We start from the raw sequence: 16,714 nt of genomic DNA, 5'->3' as shown, positions 1-16,714 counted from the left end.
AAAATGCAAGATGAAAATTCCCCAATTGAGTAAAGGACTTTTATTTATAATGACTGTTACCACAGGTTTGGTTGTGGCAAATATTTATTATAACCAGCCATTGCTTGGGTTAATGGCTAATACGTATGGAGTTAGCGAATTAAATATTAGTAGTATTCCCATGTTTACCCAAGTTGGATATGCTTTGGGATTGTTTCTGATTGTGCCATTAGGTGACAAACTGAAGCGCAAAAAACTAGTTCTCATCGACTTCATTTTTATCATTATTTCCCTTTTGGCTGCAGCTGTTTCTAGCACTCCACTACAACTCAAAATTGCAAGTTTGTTTATAGGTCTTACATCCGTAGTGCCACAAATTATGGTTCCAATGGCCGCACAATTAGCATCCAATGAAAAAAGAGGAGCAGCCATCGGTACGATAATGACAGGTTTGTTTATTGGCATTTTGGGTTCACGAACATTAAGCGGTTTAATTGGCTCATACCTTAACTGGCAAGCAGTTTACCTGATAGCAGCAGGGATAATGGTGATACTGTTCTTTTTTCTGATAAAATTTTTACCCGAATTAAATCCCGACTTTCAAGGCAATTACCTTTCGTTGCTCAAATCAATTGTTAAACAGTTTCAAAATCAACCCAAACTGCGTGTGGCAAGCATCAGAGGACTAATAAACTTTTCGGGGTTCAGCATTTTTTGGACAACGCTGGTTTTTCTTTTGCAGGAATCTCCTTTCTACATGGGTAGCGATGTTACCGGTGGTATAGGTTTAGTAGGTATTGCAGGTGCCATTACCGCCTCTGTGGTAGGAAGTCTAAACGATAAGGTTAGTAAAAACAAACTTATTTTTTCGGCTTCTGGAGTTACCATATTGTCATGGGTGATTCTTGGCTTTTCATCTGCAAGTCTTATGGGAATAATTATCGGAGCATTTCTATTAGATGTAGGAGTTCAATCCATACACATTACTAATCAAACAATTATTTTTGATGGAAATCCTGATTCACGAAACAGGATCAATACCGTCTATATGACCATGTATTTTATTGGTGGTGCATTGGGTACGCTAATTGGAGGTTCTGTCTGGCATTATTTCAAATGGCAGGGCATATCCATTGCAGGTTTTGTCATTGGATTATTGCTGATTATTGTTCACTTAATTGGAAATAAAAAATAGGACTTTGGTTATGAATAATATCGAAAAATATCTTTTACCCATATCTCAATTTATAGAAATTGATGGTATGAATGTTCACTATACCATTGAAGGTAGGGGTAACACCATCGTTTTGATGCATGGTAGTGGTTCTTCTTTACATACATTTATTGCCGTTTCAAATACTCTGAAAGAACATTATCAGGTTTTGAGCCTGGATTTACCGGGTTTTGGCCTTACCGGAATAAGGCCTGATAAAGACTACAGAATTGAAACCTATGTTTCTTTTTTACATAAATTTCTGGGCTACCTTTCCATAAAGAATTTTGTACTTGTTGGGAATTCACTAGGAGGAAATATTGCATGGAATTATGCACATACCCATTTTGATCAACTCAACGGTTTGGTATTGATGAACGCAACTGGCTATCCGGAAAAATCACTCCCTCTCCCGATGAAAATGGCCAAAACTGCTATCGGAAGATTTCTGATAAGACGGTTGATGTCTAGGAAAATGACGGAGAAAAACCTGAGAAAATTGGTGGGAACCAACATGACCATATTGGATGAGGAATTTGTGGAAAGAGTGTATACCCTAGGCAAAGCAAACTTAGACGGCTTTTTTGACAATGCCAGAACAAAACAAAAAGACAATTCGCCAGGAATAAAAGAAATCAAAGTGCCAACGCTCGTATTGCGAGGAGAAAATGTCGATGGTCAGCACTTTGCAAAAGATTTACCCAATAGTAAAGAGATTATATATCCTGGTACAGGTCACCTGTTGCCTGATGAAATTCCTCTCGAAATTGCTGCTTCTATCAACTCATTTGTACAATCGTTATTATGAAAAATTCTATTTTGCCCTATTTTGTGTCCAAAGGCGAAACTACCTTACTAAATGAGAACGTTCGACAACATCTTAGGGGAAATTTTGTTAGGCTAAGTCAGGGCATTACGCACTATGAACTGACCGGCCCTTCAAATGGGGAAATCGTTCTATTGTTTCCAGGTATGACCATTCCTTTATTTTACTGGGACGATTTCATTGCCTACCTTCATCAGCAGGGATTGCAAACATTGGCATACAGTGCTTACGGTAGAGGTTATTCCGACCGGGTAAGAGCCATTTATGATATTGACTTATTTGTTAATCAGAGCATTGAATTATTGAATACCCTGGGAATGAACAAAGTTGATCATGTTATTGGAACTTCGCTTGGAGCACTTATGGCGATGGAATTTCTTAACAGACAAGTATTCCCTGTTAAAACACTTACGCTCATTGGTCCTGCAGGACTTAATACCTCCGAACCATTGGCTGCCCATATTGCAAAAAGTAAAACTATGGGCAAGTTGTTTGGAACTTATCTCGGCCACCAAAGCATATTGAAACATTTGAAGCTTAATGTTTATTCAGAAAAGTATAAGAAAAAACTGCTAAATATGGTGGCTGATGCCTTTACCTTTCAAGGTTCTGTATATGCCGTATTAGCCACTTTGCGTTCGCTTCCTTTAATAAACCAACAAACAGCTTACAATAATATCAGTCATTTAAAAATTCCGACTTTATTGCTATGGGGCAAAGAAGATAAAATAATATCAGTGGAACATTATCCCGAAGCGTTAGAACTCTTAGTGCCGAACGAAGATCATATTATTGGACAATGTGGACATATGGCCGCCTTTGAGTGTCCTGAAAAGGTAGCACAAAAATTCATTCCTTTTATTATTCGAAATTAAATTCACCAAGATCTATGTTAAATAAAACAGACGTTTTAATAGTGGGAGCAGGTCCCACAGGAACAACATTAGCTATTGACCTTGCAAGAAGAGGGCTTTCGGTTCGTATCATTGAAAAAAACAAAACGAGCTTTCCCGGCTCAAGAGCGAAAGGCATTCAGCCCCGAACATTAGAAGTATTTTACGATTTAGGAGTAATTGATGAGTTGCTAAAAAATGGTGGATTATATCCTAAGATGGGCATACATCTATGGCGATTTACCCTTCCTAAAACGATGTTTAAAAATGTAAACCCAACATCAGCCATTCCTTTCCCTAACACCATACTCATTCCTCAATTTAGAGTTGATAGTATTTTACACAAAAAATTAGCAGAATATGATGTCAAAGTAGAGTTTGACACAACACTGACTGATTTTTCACAGACAGCAGATAGAGTAGTAGCGAAGGTTATAAAGGAAACAAAAGAGGAAGAAATCACTGCACGTTTTTTAGTTGGTGCAGACGGGGGATCAAGTTTGGTAAGAAAAAAACTAGACATAGGTTTTATAGGTAAAACAGATGAAGCAGACCGAATGTTAATAGTAGATGCAAACGTGAGAGGTCTTTCACGCGACTATTGGCACATTTGGCCTACCACCAGCGGTTTTGTGGGTGCTTGCCCGCTTCCTCACAGTAATTTGTTTCAATGGATGATTAAGCTAAAGCCAGATGAAGAAGTTCCTTCCAATCTTAATAGCATCACCAAACGCCTTCAAAAGGCAATAAAAAATCCATCTGTTAAACTCATCGATATACAATGGACTTCCGTATTCAGACCAAATGTAAGATTAGCTTCTCATTATCGAAAAGATCGGGTATTTATTGCTGGAGATGCCGCACACGTTCACACGCCTGCCGGAGCACAAGGTTTAAACACAGGAATACAGGACGCATATAATCTTGGATGGAAAATAGCTCAAACCTTAGCAGGTGCAAAAGATGATAGTTTACTGGATAGCTATGAAGCTGAACGCCTTCCAATAGCCGCAGGAGTGCTTGGCTTATCAAGTAAAAAATATGAGGCCATCGGAAAATATAGCAGTGCCAGCTTGAAAAGAGGTAAGGATGAACAGCAATTGGGTATTACTTATCAAGGAAGCCCAATTATTTCTACTTCGTGTTCTGTAACTAAGACACTCCAGGCAGGTGACAGGGTACCAAATGCAAATTTTACAACAAGCGAAGGTAAAAACATTACGCTTTTTGAATTGTTGCGTGGAACGCAGTTTACTATTATTGCTTATGGTTCGGCTGCAAGAAATGAACTTGAACGCTTAAAGTGGACAAAAAAAGGAGCAACTTTAAATCGAATTTTCGTAAACAAAGATGATGAAAGAAATCAATTGGGACTGAAAGACACAAACTTGAATTTTCAAAAAACTTTTGGACTTTCTGACAATGCACTGATACTAATAAGACCCGACAAATACATAGCTCATATTTCAACAAGTAATTCACTTTCTACTATTAATCAATCTGTTGCAAAAATTACAGGAATGAAGTTAGACTAAAGACTTTATTCAAACAAGAAAGGGCAACCACCAATCGAAGTACTTTGTTAAAATCCATACAGTATAATTGTATTATTGGGTAGTAAACCATAAGCTGTGTAACTATCCAAATTACTTATCATTGTAGACAGATATGCCAGAAAACTGAGCGAAAGAAAATATCTGTTTATAATGATAAGTCAGCTATGCATCACTAACAATAAAGTGTGACTTTCTTAATGATGCGTTTTCGAACTTAATTAGCGGGTGAGTAAGATGCTCACTTACGTTATGACAAACAAAGCACTTCTGAAAACACCAATTCCTGGAATGGTTATTCAAGTAAAAAATTACTTATGAAGAATTTCAATTCAAACCTATAATTGCCCCTAAACGAGAAGAGAATACTGAAGGTATCAAAAAAGTTCTATGTATACCAAATGGAAGGGGTGCACGACAAACTTCCCTGCTTGAATCGATGTCTGTTATTTTTCCGGAGGATTACCTATCTTGTAATAGTACAAACCAAAAAATTCTTTAAGATGAAAAACGACGCCATCACTGAAAAAATCGCTAGGGAACTCAAAGCTTGGCTTGCAGCCGCGAAACCTCACAGAAAGGTCAGACCGACTTTTATAATTATGAAAAGTCGTTTGTAGAACTTTGGCTCAAACTGGGTAGAGAGGTGTTGCAGGACGGTTTCGGAGATGGCGACTACAAGAAGAACACGAAAAAAAAGTAAAGACCAGTATGGGTATGATGGTAATGGACAAAAAAGACCCCCTGGCCGTATGTCCGAACGGATTAAGGATAAGTGGTTACCTACAGGAACTCATGGTTTTCTTGGGGAATGACCATGTATTTGCAGAAGCCAGTGAAACTCTGGACAAGCTTTTAGGGGTCAAGGTAAGTGCCAAGCAAGTGGAAAGGGTAAGCGAGAAAATTGGCCAGATATTGGAAGACGAACAAGCGGTACAGGCAGGGAATGAAGAAAAAGTGTATACATTCGAAATGCCCTATAAACCCAACTACACCTATGTGCAGATGGATGGCTCTATACTGTTCACCAGAGAGGTGAATATGCTACATTAGTTGGTACAAAAATTTACAGGCCATAATTCTTAACTTTATCTATTATGGGCAAAAAGAAACAGTACGAAAAAGAACCGTCGCGGTGCGATTCAAGGAAATGATAGTCGGCTTGCTGGAGGCAGGCCATACAGCGCGAAAAGTATCAGAAGATTATGGTCTCTATGAGGGTATGATCCGTAGATGGAAAAGAGAGAGTAGGGAAAAAAAAGGTATCTTTTCAGATAAAAGTAAACCTTCATTGACCCCTGAAGAAAAAGAGATTCGAGAGTTAAGGCAGCAATTGAGAGAAGTAGAAATGGAACGTGATAGTTGCACTCGCATCTTAAAAAAGGCGGTGGCCGCCACGCGGTGAGCATCTTCTCCAACAATTCCATTGGGGGGAAGGCGGGAAAAGTACGAGTTCATAGCAGGGAACTGTGATTTTTTTTCCGTTGGGAGCAGGGTGGCCTGGCCAATGTGCAAGTGTTTGAAGGTAAGCAAGAATTCCTATTATTCCTGGAGGCGTAAAGAGTTCGCCAAGGGAAATATAGAGAACAAAAAAGACATGGTCAAAAAGTATATAAAAGGGATCTATGATGATAGCAAGGGTACTTATGGAAACCCTCGTATAACTGCTGAACTTATCAAAAAAGGCATAAAGATATCAAGGTCCTATGTGGCCAGGTTGATGAGGGAAATGGGCCTTAAGAGCGTTCTAGCAAAGAAATTCGTAGTTACCACTGATTCGAAACATGGATATCAAGTAGCCGACAATATCCTTGAAAGGGACTTTGAGGTAGAGGATATAGGAATGGTCTGGGTGTCCGATATTACATACATTAGGGTCGGGAACAACTGGAATTACCTGACCACAATTATTGATTTGGCAGACAGAAAAATTGTCGGTTGGTCGCTATCAAGTGATATGACAGCCAAGAATACAGTATTACGGGCTTGGTCAATGGCAAGACAAAGGAGAGATATCAAGGATGGCTTTATTTTCCATTCTGACAGAGGCCGCCTGGAAGGTATCCAATATGCATGTGATCAGACAAAGAGAATTTTTTCTTTTCATCGGAAAATAATCCAGAGCATGACAGGGCTGCCTGGCAGCCGGAAGGGAGATTGTTGGGACAACGCCGTGGCCGAGAGCTTTTTTAAAACCATCAAATATGAAAGCCTGAATAGGCAGAAATTTGATACCCCTGAACAGCTTTACTGGCACGTCTACGAATATATCGAGGAATGGCCGCCACGGCAGTGGTACAATATCAAAAGGATACACTCAAGTTTGGGATATATGACCCCATTGGAAAAGGAAATTCAACTGAAATTCAATTTAAAAAAAGCGGCCTAAGTAAATGTGTACCAAATTTAGTTGCAACTCCATTACTCCCTATATCATAATATGGGTTTAAATCCCATAAACTCGGTCTTAAGATTCTTTTGGAATATCCTCCTTGAAGTGAGAAGGTCTCTGTAAACTTATACGAAGTATGAACACTTGGAAATAAGTTCGTATAATTTCTACTGTGCTGCTCGTTGGTGGTTTGTAGTTTTGTTTTAAGGTCAGTATTTTCTAATCTCAAACCTACTTTTAATCCCCATTTTTCGGATTGGTATGCATTGGTTGCATAAAAAGCCAGTACATTTAAATTATAATCAAAAATATTGGTTAGGTCTGGACTAACTACCCAATCTTCATCTAGAAATTCACTTATGGCATAATCGTTACTTACTCCGTTTACACTATATTGTGACCCCACTTCTAGCGTATATTTTTCTAAAAAAGGATATGTGTAATCGAGTTTAAAAATATATTCAGCTAATTTATAATCGTTTTTGGTTTTTTGCTGAGGTAATGAACTGTTATTTGTGGTATGGGTATATTCGTTTTTTTCATCCTTAGCAAAGAAATCACCAGTGGCACTAAATAATAGTATTTGGTCTTTGTTCCTTTCAAAATCTTTTTTGTATTGAAGTTCATACCTGAATTTTGGATTATCGGCAGTTACTTGTTCGTTTCTGGTGTAGGAGTGTTCCAAAACTTGGTCGGTATCTAAAAAACTGAATAACACATCGGAGGTTTTAGTTTCACCCTCGAAAGCAAATTGACCGGAAAGTGTAATGATATTTCTTTTATTTAAATGGTAATCTGTTCCAAGTATAGCATTTACAAAGTGCTCATTAAAATCGCCACCTCCTTTGCTTGGAATACTTTCATTTGAGCTTATATCCTGATTTTGGGTTTCTTCTTTCCATGGAAATGTTCTATAACCCCCACCCAACTGACTAAATAGATTAAACTTTTCGGTTCGCTTATTTAAGCTTAGCCCAAAACTATGATTGTTTGGGCTACCTGTGTTGAGGGTCATTGAACCATTAAGACCCTTTTTATCTTCCTTTTTTAAAATAATATTTAAAATACCCGAAGTACCTTCGGCATTATATTTTGCTGATGGATTGGTGATTACCTCAATTTTTTCAATCATATCGGCAGTAATGGTTCCGAGTGCATTGCCTTGCTCATTGGCTATGGCAGAGGGTTTTCCATCTATAAGAATCTGTACCCCTTGGCTTCCACGTAGACTGATTTGACCTTCAATATTTACTCTTACCGAAGGTACATTGTTAAGTACTTCTAGTGCACTTGCCCCTGTGCTACTTAGGTCAGAACCTACGTTAAAAACCCGTTTATCTAGTTGAAATTCCGTTTTAGATTTTTCACCAATTACTTCAACTTCTTCTAAAGTTTCTGTATCTTCTAGAAATATAATAGTACCTAAATCAACTTGATTATTTACAATTTTAAAATTATGAATCCTCTTGCTAACAAAACCAATAAAGCTTATCGAAATATAAATATTTGGATCGTCTGAAAAAACAGTAAAAGCTCCTTCAGTATTAGTAGTAGTTCCTGAGATTAATTCTTCTGTTTCGGTATTTCTGATAGTAACAGTGGTAAATTCTACAGGTTGTTTATTGTTGCTTTCCACGACTTTGCCTGTTATTTGAATTTGCTGCGTTTGGGCATTTAGTTTACCATAACTCCAGATAAAACAGATCAAAAACATTAAATGTAAATACAAAATCTTCATAGTTATTTACTTTTTTCTATTTTATTACCTTTTCTTTCAGCATAGATTTTCTTTCATTTAGAGTTCCCCCTGTTTTCCTTGCATCATTTTTTTTAAGTTTATACACTGCATATAATGACCCAGCTCCCAGAAAAAACCATAATGCATCTATGGCAAAGATGTCGTATTGATGTAATGGAAGAGTTTTCCAAACCCAATTTCCAGAAGCAAAGCCATTTACAATTGGGATGATAAGTCCAAGAATACCTCCTGAAAGCAGTGTATATTTATTTGTAAAGTAATTATCCTTCTTCCAATAGAAATAAATTGATAAAAACAACCACCCGCCAAAGTATACAGAATTGAATATGGTTTCAGTTAGTAAATTGAACTCTTCGGGTAAAAGTCTTGATACAATAAATGTGAAAGCAGTTATAGGATACATACTTAGGCATATTGCTAAATAAATATTTCCTACTCTTTGATTATATCGTTTTTCTTTATCTGGAATATTCTTTTTATTTCGTGCTTCTAACCAAATTAGTATGCCTGTAATGATTACAAAACAGGTGATGAGTGCCATTATAAAATAGATCGCTTTTAATACATAGTTTCCCAAAGTACCCAAATCGCCATAATCTGCAAAATGTAGCCTGTATACTGTGGGCCATACCGACTCAATATATTCTGGTTCTAACGGATTATGGGCATGATTAACTTTTCCAGACAACACATCAAAAACAATTTCACCGCCATTTAAAAAAGTGGTTTTTGTACTTACATACCCATATGCTCTGAATTGTATTTCCGGACTTTCACATTTTAAAATGCTGACATATTTAGGAGTAAAATCTGCCCAATGATAAGTTACACTATCTGCAAAAGGATTTAAACTATGGGCTGATAAATCTATCCTTTCTCCGAAATGCTCATCGTGATCTCCATATAAAGCATCATAATACTTTTGTAATTCACCACCATAAAAAATAGATCCTGAAGTACTCACCAAAATACCTAAACCAAACATAACACCTGTAAGTGCATACATAAATTGAAATGGAATACCTATAGTGCCTAAGGCAGTATGTGCATCTGTCCACACTGTTTTTAGTTTGGCTAAAGGTCTAAATATGAAAAAATTAGAAATGATTTTTTTCCAATGTATAACAATCCCTGAAACTATAGCAAATAAGAAAAATAAGGAAACTATACCGGAAATATAATATCCTGTTCTGTCCAGCTGATAGAAAAAATGTAGCCAGTAAAGTAATGTGGCTAAACTAAAACGTTCTGTCTGTTTCGAAATCTCATAAGTATTTAAATCAAATTTTAATCGAAAGCTCTCTTTGGCTCTTTTAGTTGTAATAGTATCCTGAGAAGCAGATAAAAAGAAAGACTGCTGTTTTTCATCTTCTAATGTGATGTAAATTGATCGACCATACAAATCATAGCCATCATCTTTTAATTGACCTAATAGTCTGTCATAATCTATATCTTTCGCTGTAACTGTAAAGTCTGGATTATGCTCTTTAGTGGCCTCTTCAATTTCCCAATGGTGAATAGCATGCTCAAATAAGGTAAAAGCACCTGCAAAAAAAATGATATACAATCCTACACTTATAACAATTCCGCTAATGGTATGTAAATGAAAAATTACGTTGTAGTTCCTTAAGTTCATAGTTTTAAACAGATGGGTTATATACGGTTCCTAAATAGATCAGTAATGAAAATATTATGGTGATGCCTCCATACCATATCCAAATTTTCCATCCATTATGCGCTAAAAATGCAACAAACATGAGTACTGTCCATAAAATAAACAATGTAAAACTATAGGTCATAAACAGGGATTGTTTATGACCTAGCCATGCTGCAATTGAAAGATGAAAAGAAGCAGCAACAAGAAATCCTCCAAGAATTGCTGCTGATATTTTTGAGAAACGTTGAGTTTTCGATTTGGTAAGATATTTAGGGTTTGCGGGCATCTTATTATTAGCTTAAAGAGTTATTTTTCTTTTGAAGTTTTTTAAATATTGGTATAAGTAATATCATAAGACTAGCCACAGACATTATAGCGACTAATATAAAAAAAACACCTGCACCAAAACCAAATACATTTGTATAATATGAGATAGAAAAAATAAAGGAGGTTAAGCTAATTAGCTTTGCAACTAACTGATGTTGTTGAAGCCATTTTTCAACAATAGATTGCCCCAAAGCTATTTTTTTCGATGTATTATAAATAGCAAAAAAACCAACACATAACATTAAAAGCGAAATGATAATCATAATTTATATTTAAAAAAAAATCATCGGAAAATCGATTTGATAAAATTTCCGATGATTTAAATACTTTATTCTTTCATATTATCTAGGCGGAGTATATAGTCATAACCTCCTACTATTTCTATACCTGGAGTAACTTCACCAGTAGAAGTATTAACTTCCCATACGTAATCTGCATCACTTTCTGCATTTACTTGAATAAATACCTGTGATCCATCTACAATCACGTTTTGAATCATTGTACCTTTATCAGCAGGTAAATCCAGCTTTTTAATAAGTGAGGTTGAATACAAATCAATTAAAGCAAATTTAATATAATGTAAGCCATCAGGATTTGCTTCTTGAATTGCTGAGTCTTCGTATTTAACAATTGCTTTACCATCTTGAATGTACCATAAACCAATCACTTCATCTCCAATAGTTTCGGATACATTAAAAATATAAGAATCATCTAGGGTTTCTTCACCACCATTAATTCTATAGATTAAAGATGGGGTTCCTTCTGCTAACCAACCAGGATAAAGAAGCATATATACATCTCCATATTCATCTACACCAGAAGCTCTCATCCACATACTAGATCCTCCTCTACCAGAAGTTTGCTCGTCGTTGATAATTGTGCTTATACTCATTTCCGGATAGTCAACCACCGCAAAACTAATTCCCGGATATGCAGGATCTGGCCATGTTGCAGAATAGGTATAAGATATATAGATTTTGCCATTAGCGTATTCTACATTGCCTTCATATACTGCAGTATATCCTTCCGGAATCGCTGGAATATCTAATTCACCATTACTAATTTCTAAGGTTGACGCATTCACTAAAGTATATAATAGTCTATCAGAATCTCCATTTGTACCAATTAAGAGTAGCGTATTATCGTCAATCCAGGTATAACTACTAATGGAGTTTTGGTAAGTATAAGGTACTTCTTCAACTACTTGAAGTAAATCGTCTTTAAATTCAAACTTTGTGAGTTTGCCAAAGTCTGAGCTAGTGCTCGGATAATAATAATAACCATCTTTCGGAATAATACCATAATCAGCTACACTAGTAACTTCAGCTCCGTTTCCTTCAAGATTTATTTCTCCTTCAGTTAATGAATTTGTTCCAACTACATATTGTGTGGTATTCGGCCAACTACCAAGTTGCATCCAAAGTGTATAATCTGCTTTACCATCTTCCAAAACCTCTTCATCATCATCGCAAGATGTTATGATGAACATTGATAAAAGTAAATTAATTATATAAAGTTTATATTTAATTGAGCAGTTCATGTTACTAATATTAAGTTTGATTGTTCAGATTAATTTATTTTAGAAAATAATGGAGTTTTACAGAATATGACCTCCCTGGCTTTTGAAGTTTAAAATTATCGTAAGCTAATGCATTTGTGAAATTGCTTGATTCTACAGAAATGTTATACTTACCTCCTTGCATTGAATAAGTGATTGAAGCATTTTGAATAAATTGGTTAGGTATAATATTTTTTCCTTTTTTAGCTCCGTAATTTTCCCAGGTTAAATAATACCAATGCACATATTGCATATTCCAATTAAATTGTACCCGATCATCATCTTTGAATAAATTGTTTTTACCTATACCAAAACTGGAATTTCCAAATAGCCATGGCTGATTGGGTATTTTATTTTTATATGTCGCTTCTATAGTTCCTGAGTCTGAACCATATGCGTATTTAGTATTATTAATGAGGTTTTGATAGGTGACATTAATTGTTAAATTGAATAATTCATTGTAATTGTATTTCAATTCTCCTTCAAGTCCTTTAACCAATACATTTGCAGTATTTTCATATCGACTTATCTGGTCGTTTGACTGATAAACTACTGCAGAAATAAAATCTTTGGCATCTCTTAAATAAGCTCCTGCCTCAATAAATAATTTATGTTGACTAATTCTATTTGTATAGAATAATCCAGCATTATAATTATGGCTACTTTCTGGTTTTAGCTCTGTGTTGGCAATTTGATTGTAACCATTCCCAAAAATTTCTCCTACATTTTGTAACCTAAAAGCCTTTTCATAAGAAGCTTTTATTCCAATAGATGTTGTTAGGCGAAGTCTTGTAGCAATTCCATAACCAAAATAATCTATACTTTCAGATACAGTTTCTGATTCACCTGTTTCAGAGTCAGTAATTACGTCTGGTTGTTTTAACAACATATTGTAATGCTTCCCAAAGTAAGTATTTGTTAACCGATCATCTAAAAAATGTTGTTGATAAGAAAACCCAAGAATATGTTTTCCTAGTTTACCAGGATTATCATCACTATCTGTAATCAATTCATCATAACTCTGATTCTCTACTTCATTTAAGGTGTAATTGACTCCAAATGAATGTTGATCATTTAATTTATAGCTAAGATTAGAACTAATAAAATTTGTGGGACGGTTAATATGAGTTATCGTTGCATAAGAGCCAATTTCAACATCGTTTACTTTTACTCGGTTACCATCCCAGTAATATTTATATTCTGTAGTATCAGTTATGTAATACTTATCGAAAGAATGTGAGGCAAATAAACTTAAGTTTAATCCATCCCAAAATAAATTATCTTTTCTGTATCTAAGCGTTGTTGAATAGGCAGTGCCATCTTTTCTGGCAGCACCATATACAATATCTTGATTTGTACCTGTCTGTATTTCTTTTTCAGTAACTGAATAACTTCCTGTTATAAAAAATACATCTGCCCAAGATTTATCTGTAACCCCCAATTCTACTTGCCCCATGGCAGAAAAATATTGGTCATGGAATCTTATAAAATCACCAGTTATAAACCGAGCATTATCCTCATCAATTTGCTCAATTACCTCTACATCTCGCATTATATAATTATTATCAGAATAATTTATAAATGCAGATGCTTTAGCTGTCATACCAGTTTTTTTATCCCTTATTTGTCCGGTTACAGAGCCTCTATGAGTATTAAAAGAACCATAACTATAAGCAACATCGAGATAATTAGTAATGCGTTGATTGGTAACAATATTTACAGCGCCTCCTAAAGCATCAGATCCTAATTCTACAGGAACAACTCCTTTATAGACAACTACACGTTCTGCTAAATTCACTGGTATGTTATTCAGTGACATGGAACTACCCATAATTTCCAGAGGAACTCCATCTATAAAAAACCTAACAGCTTTACCAGAGAGTCCATTTATAGAAAATTCAAAATCTGATCCTACTCCCCCCTGCTCTCTAACTTTTACACCAGTTGTTCTATTAAGTACTTGATTAAGATCGGCTGTATTATTTGCCATTTTTTTAACCTCAATTGCATTAACTTGTAATGCCATTTCTTTAATTTCTTGAGATTGGTTTTTACCTTCAACTACAATCTCACTCAATTCGGTATCTTCTTCAGATAAGTTAATATTTAAGTTAACAATGTTATTATTTTTTAGCGTAACTTCTTTCGAAGAAGGTTTAAAACCTAAAGCTTTAATTGTAACTTTAAAGGTACCTGAAGGCAAGTTTTTAATTTCAAAATAACCATCTTTATCTGCCACATCTCCTTTATTTAACTCCTCAACTATTACTTGTGCAAAAGGAAGAGGGGTACTTTCGCCTGTAGTTACATAACCTTGTATAATAAAAGTATTTGTACTTTGGCCTACAGCAATGAATGAAGTAAAAAAAAGAATGAGGCTAACAGTAAAAATTTTCATATGCTAGATGAGTGTGTGTTCAACTTCAAATTGTCCTGTCATTTGGCGAGTGGTAATAACAGTTTGTGTTGCATCTTTTTCTCGAAATAACACTGGTATTCCATTCTCTTCACTTAAGTAATAAATTTCACCTGGTAGCAATTGGAACTTTACTGAGCTCTCGTTTTCACAAATAATAGATTTTGAATATTTAGAAGTGTTGGCGATCATAATAACTCCTGTAAAGTTAATTTTACAAGACTTACTCTCTATCTTAATATCATTTGCATTTCTAGAAGAAATGTACAGATAACCAGTTTCAACATTAGAAATTAGAATGTTTGTTTTTTCAAAATTGTTATCAATAATGTAAATACTACCTATCATTAAACCGATAAACAAACATGCTGCTACTGCATAGTGTGGTAAAGACTTTATGATATTTATATCTGATCTATTTTGAAAAGTTTGTATCTCATTCCACATCTTTTTAGTTGATTTTTTTATTTCAGCCTCAGACAAAACATGATACTCTTCTCTGGAATCAGAAAGCCAGATTTCTACCAATTCTGTTTCCTGTTCATTACATGCTCCTTCAGCATATTTTTTTAATAGCTCTGGTGTAACTTCCATTTTTTTATCGAATTACTTACACTTCCATAGCCGTATAACTCACCTTTTACCGTAAGTAGATAATAGAAAAAAATTATAATTATTTATAAGTTGCTGATTATCAATCATTTTAGTTTAATATAATTGACTAGATTTCTTTTAAGAAAAGATAATGCTTTTGTAATATGGTATTCTACTGCTCTTTCTGAGATTAATAATTCTTGAGCGATTTCTTTATTCGAATAACCTTTTTCTCGACTAAGCTTAAAAACATTGCGACATTGCTTTGGTAATTGATTAATTAAACCAAATGTATGATCTTTTAAATCATCAAAAATAACTTGATTTTCTGTAGAGTTACTTATAAATGTGTAATTAAGAGTAACAGTTTTTAAATGAGATTTTTGCCTCTCTTTAGCTCTAAAATGATCTATCACTTCTAGTTTTACAGCTCGAAATAAATAGTTTTTAATGTTTCCTTGTAGATTGATTGTTTCTCTTCTTTCCCAAAGAGATTTAAAGATATTTTGAACAATTTCTTCTGCAACCACTAAATCGTTAACCTTATTGTGTGCAATTGACAGCATTGACGCTGCATATCTTTTGTATAGATTTTCAAATCCCTTCCGAGTTTTGAAGTCATCTATTTGGTTGTTAGTTTTTTTGAAATTTGAAAACAAAGCTAGTTAATTTTATTTAGACTAATTCTAAATAATGCAAGTATATAAAAGACTTATACTTACTCCAACTTTTAAGTCTTTAAAATTTATATTACCAAGTTATAATGAAAGTAAATTATCTTGAATTAGATATTCAGGATGACTATCAATTGCATTTAATGATATATTCTTATAGTATACTTACTTTATTGATGTGCCTTAATGTAAAGTATTCTCTTATGTAGCTGTAAGTTATTATTCTAAATTCTTGAGGACAATTATCTAATGGGAAAAAAATTGAGTAATATCTAAAAAAGGCAGTTACCCATTAATCAAAACAAAAATGGAATCAGAAATAACACTTCAAATCACACTAATCAAACCAACACCAGGTGTAATTTATGGTCTGCAAAAAGGATCTGGTAGCAATTACGAAACAGTTCAGAAACAAATTTCTTCTTCCGACGATCTAACTTTTAAGTTTACAGTTAAATTGAAAGGTGACAAATCAAAAGATAACCTTCCCAAATTTTCTGGCAGTTTTGTTCAAGGCCCAACAGCTAATCGGTTTGTATATATTGATATTGGTACGTATGCTGGTCAATCAGATACAATTTGGTCGAGAAGACTTAAAATACCTTTGACAGGTATTACATGGAAAGATGTAGATACATTAACCAGTGGTTCGATGTTGCAAACTAGTGATCCTGGTACTGGTAAAGATGGTGGTCCAAACTGCGCAACCGTAAAACCTTTTGAGGGTTGGCATCTAAATAAATAAGTTTATATTAAAACTAGCCAGTAGCAGACTTACTTAATATCGAATAAAATTCTAGCAAGTATTTAGTTGTATATACAATTATTGCAATTTAAATTTGCTTTTAATAAAACAATTGCCATGTATGTGGC

General features: G+C 34.7%; 14 protein-coding genes and 1 pseudogene. 7 read left to right on the top strand and 8 right to left on the bottom strand.

Annotated elements, in window-relative coordinates:
* Positions 1–10 precede the first annotated feature (10 nt).
* From OQ292_RS31420 to OQ292_RS31395, 6 genes and pseudogenes are all read left to right on the top strand, one after another.
* Positions 11–1,174, top strand: coding sequence for an MFS transporter (locus OQ292_RS31420; RefSeq protein WP_284688253.1), 1,164 nt, complete (start codon positions 11–13; stop codon positions 1,172–1,174).
* 10 nt (positions 1,175–1,184) lie between these two features.
* Positions 1,185–2,000, top strand: a complete 816-nt coding sequence (locus OQ292_RS31415; protein WP_284688252.1) for an alpha/beta fold hydrolase — start codon at positions 1,185–1,187, stop codon at positions 1,998–2,000.
* A complete protein-coding gene (locus OQ292_RS31410; protein ID WP_284688251.1) occupies positions 1,997–2,893 on the top strand; it encodes an alpha/beta fold hydrolase in 897 nt (298 codons plus the stop codon). Before OQ292_RS31415 ends, OQ292_RS31410 begins: the two co-directional genes overlap by 4 nt.
* Positions 2,894–2,934: 41 nt before the next feature.
* On the top strand, positions 2,935–4,446 hold the full coding sequence (locus OQ292_RS31405; protein ID WP_348970691.1) for an FAD-dependent monooxygenase: 1,512 nt from the start codon (positions 2,935–2,937) through the stop codon (positions 4,444–4,446).
* Between the two features lie 813 nt (positions 4,447–5,259).
* Positions 5,260–5,517 carry a hypothetical protein gene (locus tag OQ292_RS31400; protein WP_284688249.1) on the top strand — a complete coding sequence of 86 codons (258 nt, stop codon included), beginning with the start codon at positions 5,260–5,262 and terminating at the stop codon, positions 5,515–5,517.
* A 97-nt stretch (positions 5,518–5,614) separates the two neighbouring features.
* Positions 5,615–6,853, top strand: a pseudogene (locus OQ292_RS31395) (IS3 family transposase).
* Here the strand turns inward: OQ292_RS31395 and OQ292_RS31390 are convergent.
* From OQ292_RS31390 to OQ292_RS31355, 8 genes are all read right to left on the bottom strand, one after another.
* On the bottom strand, positions 6,831–8,594 hold the full coding sequence (locus OQ292_RS31390; protein ID WP_284688248.1) for a TonB-dependent receptor: 1,764 nt from the start codon (positions 8,592–8,594) through the stop codon (positions 6,831–6,833). The pseudogene OQ292_RS31395 and the gene OQ292_RS31390 sit on opposite strands and share 23 nt — an antisense overlap.
* Positions 8,595–8,610: 16 nt before the next feature.
* Entirely contained in the window at positions 8,611–10,251 is a 1,641-nt protein-coding gene (locus tag OQ292_RS31385) for a PepSY-associated TM helix domain-containing protein (RefSeq protein ID WP_284688247.1), read from the bottom strand.
* Positions 10,252–10,255: 4 nt separating this feature from the next.
* Positions 10,256–10,558: a hypothetical protein gene (locus tag OQ292_RS31380; RefSeq protein WP_284688246.1), complete on the bottom strand. Its 303-nt coding sequence runs from the start codon at positions 10,556–10,558 to the stop codon at positions 10,256–10,258.
* 7 nt (positions 10,559–10,565) lie between these two features.
* Positions 10,566–10,862, bottom strand: coding sequence for a hypothetical protein (locus OQ292_RS31375; RefSeq protein ID WP_284688245.1), 297 nt, complete (start codon positions 10,860–10,862; stop codon positions 10,566–10,568).
* Between the two features lie 65 nt (positions 10,863–10,927).
* Positions 10,928–12,088, bottom strand: coding sequence for a DUF4374 domain-containing protein (locus OQ292_RS31370; RefSeq protein WP_284688244.1), 1,161 nt, complete (start codon positions 12,086–12,088; stop codon positions 10,928–10,930).
* A gap of 85 nt (positions 12,089–12,173) precedes the next feature.
* Positions 12,174–14,555, bottom strand: a complete 2,382-nt coding sequence (locus tag OQ292_RS31365; protein ID WP_284688243.1) for a TonB-dependent receptor — start codon at positions 14,553–14,555, stop codon at positions 12,174–12,176.
* A 3-nt stretch (positions 14,556–14,558) separates the two neighbouring features.
* Positions 14,559–15,167 (bottom strand): hypothetical protein, encoded by a 609-nt coding sequence (locus tag OQ292_RS31360; protein WP_284688242.1) that lies wholly within the window; start codon positions 15,165–15,167, stop codon positions 14,559–14,561.
* 104 nt (positions 15,168–15,271) lie between these two features.
* A complete protein-coding gene (locus OQ292_RS31355; RefSeq protein WP_284688241.1) occupies positions 15,272–15,826 on the bottom strand; it encodes an RNA polymerase sigma-70 factor in 555 nt (184 codons plus the stop codon).
* Positions 15,827–16,148: 322 nt separating this feature from the next.
* Between OQ292_RS31355 and OQ292_RS31350 the strand changes: the two genes are divergently transcribed.
* A complete protein-coding gene (locus OQ292_RS31350) occupies positions 16,149–16,586 on the top strand; it encodes a DUF5990 family protein (RefSeq protein WP_284688240.1) in 438 nt (145 codons plus the stop codon).
* Positions 16,587–16,714 lie beyond the last annotated feature (128 nt).

It is taken from the genome of Chondrinema litorale, assembly GCF_026250525.1.
Classification (GTDB): Bacteria; Bacteroidota; Bacteroidia; order Cytophagales; family Flammeovirgaceae; genus Chondrinema; species Chondrinema litorale.
This window is presented reverse-complemented; position numbering and strand designations above follow the sequence as displayed.

Bases quoted from the DNA above. Each gene is read 5' to 3' on its own strand.
- OQ292_RS31420 (WP_284688253.1), top strand. From the start codon at position 11: ATGAAAATTCCCCAATTGAGTAAAGGACTTTTATTTATAATGACTGTT.
- OQ292_RS31415 (WP_284688252.1), top strand. From the start codon at position 1,185: ATGAATAATATCGAAAAATATCTTTTACCCATATCTCAATTTATAGAA.
- OQ292_RS31410 (WP_284688251.1), top strand. From the start codon at position 1,997: ATGAAAAATTCTATTTTGCCCTATTTTGTGTCCAAAGGCGAAACTACC.
- OQ292_RS31400 (WP_284688249.1), top strand. From the start codon at position 5,260: ATGGTTTTCTTGGGGAATGACCATGTATTTGCAGAAGCCAGTGAAACT.
- OQ292_RS31390 (WP_284688248.1), bottom strand. From the start codon at position 8,594: ATGAAGATTTTGTATTTACATTTAATGTTTTTGATCTGTTTTATCTGG.
- OQ292_RS31385 (WP_284688247.1), bottom strand. From the start codon at position 10,251: ATGAACTTAAGGAACTACAACGTAATTTTTCATTTACATACCATTAGC.
- OQ292_RS31380 (WP_284688246.1), bottom strand. From the start codon at position 10,558: ATGCCCGCAAACCCTAAATATCTTACCAAATCGAAAACTCAACGTTTC.
- OQ292_RS31375 (WP_284688245.1), bottom strand. From the start codon at position 10,862: ATGATTATCATTTCGCTTTTAATGTTATGTGTTGGTTTTTTTGCTATT.
- OQ292_RS31370 (WP_284688244.1), bottom strand. From the start codon at position 12,088: ATGTTCATCATAACATCTTGCGATGATGATGAAGAGGTTTTGGAAGAT.
- OQ292_RS31365 (WP_284688243.1), bottom strand. From the start codon at position 14,555: ATGAAAATTTTTACTGTTAGCCTCATTCTTTTTTTTACTTCATTCATT.
- OQ292_RS31360 (WP_284688242.1), bottom strand. From the start codon at position 15,167: ATGGAAGTTACACCAGAGCTATTAAAAAAATATGCTGAAGGAGCATGT.
- OQ292_RS31350 (WP_284688240.1), top strand. From the start codon at position 16,149: ATGGAATCAGAAATAACACTTCAAATCACACTAATCAAACCAACACCA.